The sequence below is a fragment of the Lutibacter sp. genome, from assembly GCF_046055765.1.
Taxonomy (GTDB): domain Bacteria; phylum Bacteroidota; class Bacteroidia; order Flavobacteriales; family Flavobacteriaceae; genus Lutibacter.
Map to the genome: position 1 here is coordinate 1 of NZ_JASFZF010000134.1, position 6,392 is coordinate 6,392.

The following is a 6,392-nucleotide window of genomic DNA, read 5'->3' on the forward strand; positions in this document are numbered from 1 at the left end:
GATAAAATTTTTTCTTTTGAATATCTAAACTCCAGTCGAGTAGCTAAAATTAGCTCTTTTATCTTTTCAAAATAAGTCCTTTTTTGATTTTTACGAGATAATCTAATTACTTGTTGTGTAAGTGTACTTCCACCACGTTTTATACGTTTTGATTTGAAATTCTCATAAAAAGCTTTTACAATTGAAACTGGGTTAAACCCTGGATGTTTGTAAAAATAAGCATCTTCAAATTGCACAATACAAGCTGCAAATTTTTCAGGAACACTATCGTTTTGTGGAAATCGCCATTGTCCATCATCAGCAATTTTAGCACCTAATAATTCTCCTTCAATACTTTCAATAACTGTTGAAGTTGGGTTATTAAATAATTGTTCTGGTAACGAAAAATAATAAGCCGTTAAAATGATAACGGCTATTATTAATTTGTATTTATGTTTTTTTATTGGGTTCATTATAACAACTCAACTATTTAATATATCTCTGAAATGAGTCACTTTTAACTTGTTTTTAGAAACTCATAAGGCAAAAGTTAAAATCACCATGGAACCTGAAACAAATTCAGGTTTACGAGTTCTTTTACTTCACAACTTCAATCCACAATCCTTTTGTTCGTGTAAAATAGTCATTATCGTACATTGCTTCAGCTTGTACACCATATAAATAATAATTTCCTAAATAGGAAGCATTTAACAACACCTTAAAAGTTTTGGTTTCATTTTTATTTAAATCAAAATAGAAATTAACTCGATCATCTCTCATATCGGTAAAATTTGCAGTACTTAAAGTTGAAGTTCCAAAATCTGTAAATCGTGTATTTACAATTTCCCAACCTGAAGGAAATATTTCGGTTAAAGCAACTTCATGAATATCATTTGATTTTAAATTATGAACCTTAACAATAGCTTCAAACTCGGTTCCTTGTGACAATTTAGAAATATCAATACTATTTCCTTGAGAATCCTTATATGTAACGTTAATTCCTAATCCGCGTTTTTCAGAAATTTCTTCACCTAAAGGTAAAATTCCAGAATTTAATACATTTACAAAAACTAAATTCGCATCTTTATTCGTAATTGTAATTGAATTTTTACCTTCATTTACAATTAATTTTCGTTGTGCAATTGAAAATTTTGAATTTATAGTTTCTTGATTTTCTTGATTTAAATTGTAGACTAGTTTTATTGATTTTCCTCCATTAATTTCAACCATTTTAGCCATTGTTAATAAACTGTACGCAGTTGTTTGTGTACTCATCCATAATTTTGACGATAATCTTTTCGCAATAGATTTTGCTAATTCTCTAGCTTCAGGATTGCCCGTTAATAGCATTGTTTCCATAGCCATTGCTCTATTTCTATCAACCGAACCGTAGGTGTAATAATCATATTTAACTGGCTGAAAATTGATATTTGCAGTGTTAGACACTTTCATTGCAGCTTCTTTTTGTCCTGCTAAAGCATAAGCAGCAGCCAATCGCCATTTTGCATCATTTGAAATTTCTTTAAACTCACGCAATCTATTCATTGAAGATAAATCTGAATGACCAGCCAATGCCAACGTATACAATCTATATGCTTGTGCTAAATCTGAGTTGTAATATTGATAACTTGGTCTCCAATTGCGTGCGGCTTTTTTTTGATATTTCAACCAATTACTCATAAAAGTAAGCGGTAAAACATAGCCTTTTTTCTCAGCTTCAATCATAAAATGACCGGCGTAACTTGTTCCCCAATCATTTGCTAAGTTTTGTCCAATCCAATAACTTAAACCACCATTAAAAGTTTGAAAATTGCCCAACCTTTCTATTCCTTTTTTAATATTATTGGTCATTTTTTGTTTTTGTTGCAATGGCAAATCAAAAATATTTCCTAAATACAACTGCGGGAAAACACTTGAAGTTGTTTGCTCAACACACCCATGTGGATATTGAATTAAATATTGCAATCTACCAGCCAAATCCATAGAAGGTACTGTTGAAAATTCTATTTGTGCAGTATTACTTCCTTTAATTCCAAAGGTTGAAAAATTAATTTTTTGAGTTGCATTTGACTCTAATTCAATTGAAATAAATTTTGAAGAAATTGGGTTTGGATTTACAACATCAATTTCAACTTCATAAGAAGATTTTTCTCCGTTTCCAGTTGCAAGAACTTCAACTTTTGCAATTCCTTTTACATCAGAAACATCTAATTGAAAATAAATCATTTTTTCATCTGGATTTGTAAATGTTAATTTTTGAGAATTCAAACCAACAACTTTAATTCCGTTACTTAATTTTAAACGAACCTCAACATTTTTAACCTTCTTTTCCATTGCAAAAACAGTCACAGGTAACGTTACTTTTTCTCCAGGACTTAATTTTCTTGGTAACGTTGCCAAAACCATTAACGGTTTACGAACTGGAGTAGTCACATCAACTTTTCCGTAGGCACCAATTGAATTATCCGCAGCAATTACCATTGTTCTAACTGAACCAATATATTTTGGTAATTGAATTTGATGTTTTGCTGTTTTCCCCTTTTCAAGTGTAAAAGGGCCTAAATAGCGAACTACAGGTTTAAACCGGTTTGCTTTTTTGGTTTTTCCTGCTGCTGCTTCACCATCTCCTCCAATTGCAAAAACTTGCTCAATACTTCCACCAAAAGCACCAATTACATCATCAAAAATATCCCAAGTTTTTACACCTAAAGCTTCTCTAGTGTAAAAAGCATTCCAAATTTGTGGTGTTTTATAACGTGTTAAATCTAACAACCCTTCCTCAACAATAGCAATGGTGTACGACATTCTTCTACCTTTTTTCTCACTAACCTTTAACGTGAATTTTTCTTCAGGTTTTAGTGTTTTCGGCATTGAAATTTCAGGTTCTAAACGTGTGGTTGGGTCTTCAACCAATATTGGAATTACACCATATAAACGTAACGGTAAATCATTAGCTGTTGATGCGTGTGGTTGCAATAATGAAATGTTTATAAACACATTTGGTGTCATTTCTTTAGTAATAGGAAGGTTGAAAGTTGTTTCTCCTTTTTGTGTTTTTTGCCAAACAGTTTGTAACACTTCAGTTCCGTTTTCAATACTTACTAATGCTCTACCTTCGGCTCCTGAAGGAAAAGTAACTACAGCTGTTTCCCCTACATTATAAGTGTCTTTATTTGAAGAAAATACTAACATTTTTGAAGCTTCTGGGTCATTTGAAGGACGTTTCCACCAATTAGAATAAAAATAGGTTACTAAACCTGTTGCATGTCCACTTTTTTTATCAATAACACGAATTAAATATCTTCCTCCATCATTATCAGGAATATTTAAGGTAAATGTTCCTTTTCCAGTTGAATTGGTATTTATTTTTAGTTTTTTATAGGGTTTATGATAACTACTTCCACTATAAGTTGATAAATTATCAGGAGACGTGCTCCACCACCAACGCCATTTTATTTGATATACTTCAATTTCAATGTTATTTTTTGCTAAAGGTTTTCCCGCAACAGAAACGGTGGCAACATCAAAAATTATATTTTCATTTGTATTATATGAATTGTATGCTTTTAATTTTGGAGATTTTAACCCAACAAACGATGAATAAGGTGCGTAATTTTTTAAAATTACATCCATTGAAAAATCACCACCATTTTCAAAAGCTTTAGTTAAAAACGCTACTTTTAACATACCTGGAGCATTATCTTCTAACTTCATTTTCTTATCAATAGTAGCATTTCCATTTTTATCTAATTTTCCATCAAAAAGAATTACTTCTTCCGAAGAGAATTCTCGTGTTGGATCGTTAAAAATATACTTCGGATATAGTGTATTGAAAACTGTTGTGTTTGGTGTAAACTTTGCAGTTACTTCTGTCTTAATATTTTTTGCTGGAGCACCGTGCAACCATTTCACCTCTAATTTTCCGTTAATTGATTTGTTATTAGTCAACACCTCATCATTGAAATCAATTTTAATTTTTAAACGATTTGGTTTTACGGTTTCAACTTTTAATTGCTTATGAAATTTTGCGCCACCAACTGAGATTATTCCATTCCAGTTTCCTGTTGGGTCATCTATTGAAGTTGGTATTGTAAACTTGTAAAAACCATGTACATTATCAATTTTAATTTGTTTAAAAGCAAGTTTTCCTCTAGCATCTGTAACTTCTAATTTGACTGGATGTTCTTTTGGTAACTTATTTGCATTATCGTTTAACACAAATGTTAAATGTATTGAATCTCCAGGTCTCCAAACACCACGTTCTCCATACACAAATCCCTTTATGCCTTTTTGTAATTTTTTTCCTGAAACATTAAATTTACTTAAAGACAAGGAATGTCCATCGTCTAATTTTATATAGGTTTTGTGTTTCCCCTTTGAAATAATTGCAAAAAATGCATTTTTATCAACATCCATTCCTGTTAAACCTTGATTATCAGTAACTGCTTGTGTAATTTTCTGTTGCTGGTAGTTATAAATAGTGACTTTTGCTCCTGAAACTGGATTGGTTGTTAAAATATCTGTTACTGCAAAAAAATATGATTTATTGGTTCCTTTTTTGGCAATTACACCTAAGTTTGAAGCTAAAATATTTGCAGAAACTATTTGATCTTCATTATCATAATATGCTTTTTTACAAGGATTTTCTCTATCTCTCCAATTGTAATAATTAGTATTGTAACTGTAAATTAAATTGTCCCAATATTGTTCTTCTCGCTCCTCTAAATCTTCAGATTGCTCTGTCGTATATTCTCCATCGTCATAATAATAATCTTCTTCATAATATTCATCATTTTTATTTAAACTAGCCTGACTTTCATCACACTTATATAGTGAATACTCTTGCTTCATTGTTAATTCTACTCTGTAAATAGCTCCAGGATCAGCTTTTATCATTTTAGATAAATCTATAGCATACGCTTTCCACTTCCCATTATTTTCAAGTTCATTTTTAATTAATGTAATTGTTTTTTTGGCAACTCTCCTACCTACTCTTTTAATATCGTGCCGGTAAGAGCTTCCTAAATTATTGGTTTGTAAAAACTGTAAAACATTGTCTTCAAAAATTTTAATAATACGAACATCTACCGCTTTCAAATTCACTGCTTCAAAATTGAATTTTAAATCGTTTGAACTTGGCAAAATAACACCGCTTGATATTAATTTAACTTCAGGTTTCAACTGTTCAAAAGCTACTTTTTCCGAAAATTCATTCTTTAATTTATATCCTTCAATACTTTTAATTCCTTGAAAAACATCAACACTTACGCTACCAATTATGCGTTTATTTGGATATACTTTTAACATATTTCCATCAACAACATATTTTAAATTTTTAGCATGCTGAATTTCAACCAAACCATTAAAATTTTGTTGTTTTTTTAGTGGATCTGAAAAATTAATATTTAAATATTGTTCGGGTAATTGAAATACATCAATATTTACAATTGAAAAATTATTTTTACCAGGAATTCTTAGTAAAGATTCTCCACTATTATCAACATTTATTTTATTACCAGACCAAGAAAGCAATACTTTAGAATCATCTTCAAAACGTTGTACACTATCTATTTTAAATTGAAATTGTTTACTTATAGAATCAGTATTTTCCCATTCTATAGCTAACTTTTTATTATTTTGAACTGCAGAAATTAATGTTTTTGCTTTTTTAAGTTCTAAAATATCGGCTGTTTTAACAGTTCCTTCAATATATTGCCATTCTTTACTATACGATTGAAAACCCGTGGTTACAACACTAAAATTTTGTTCTAATGTTTTAAATTTAAACGTGTATTTCTTAAACTCAGGTGCAATATTATTATACATTTTACCTAAGTTAACAGTTACTGTATATTCTTTATTTGGAGTTAATTTATTTGAAGGTTGAAATAATAAGCTTCTTGAATTTAAAGCTGCTAATTTTCCATCAATTTTTGGTGAAATACTTATAAAATCTGTTGAAACTTCCTCATTAGCAATCCAAGATTCTACCTCATTCACCAAGTCAATTCTAATAGGTTCAGCTACTGAAACCACGCCAGAAGTTGTATAGCTTATATACTTTCTAAATTTAAAAATATTATTTGTTGAATTTTTAGAATTGTCATTATTGCACGACAAAAAAGCGACACTAATTAGTAGTGTAATAATTAAATGTTGAAGTTTCATTTTAAACTGATTTTAGGTGTTTAGCAAATTTGGCTTGAAGTTACTAAAAAAATGAACGTTTAAAAATAGCTCTTTTTATATTTTACTTTTTTATTGGTAAAACGTAAAAAAATACAGCTATAAAGTGTGCAAAACTTCCTAATAACACAAAAATATGAAAAATAGCATGATTGTATTTTAAATTTTTAATACTGTATAAAATTGCTCCAACCGTATAAAAAATTCCACCAGCTAATAACCACATT

General features: G+C 29.9%; 3 protein-coding genes. All 3 read right to left on the bottom strand.

What is annotated here, in order from left to right; genetic code table 11:
• Positions 1-452: transglycosylase domain-containing protein (locus tag QM495_RS12500; RefSeq protein WP_408672450.1), on the bottom strand; the 452-nt coding region annotated here is incomplete at its 3' end.
• 124 nt (positions 453-576) lie between these two features.
• Complete coding sequence (locus tag QM495_RS12505) at positions 577-6,147, bottom strand: alpha-2-macroglobulin family protein (protein ID WP_408672451.1); 5,571 nt, start codon at positions 6,145-6,147, stop codon at positions 577-579.
• A gap of 82 nt (positions 6,148-6,229) precedes the next feature.
• Positions 6,230-6,391 carry a hemolysin III family protein gene (locus tag QM495_RS12510; protein ID WP_408672452.1) on the bottom strand — a complete coding sequence of 54 codons (162 nt, stop codon included), beginning with the start codon at positions 6,389-6,391 and terminating at the stop codon, positions 6,230-6,232.
• Between the last annotated feature and the right edge of the window lies 1 nt (position 6,392).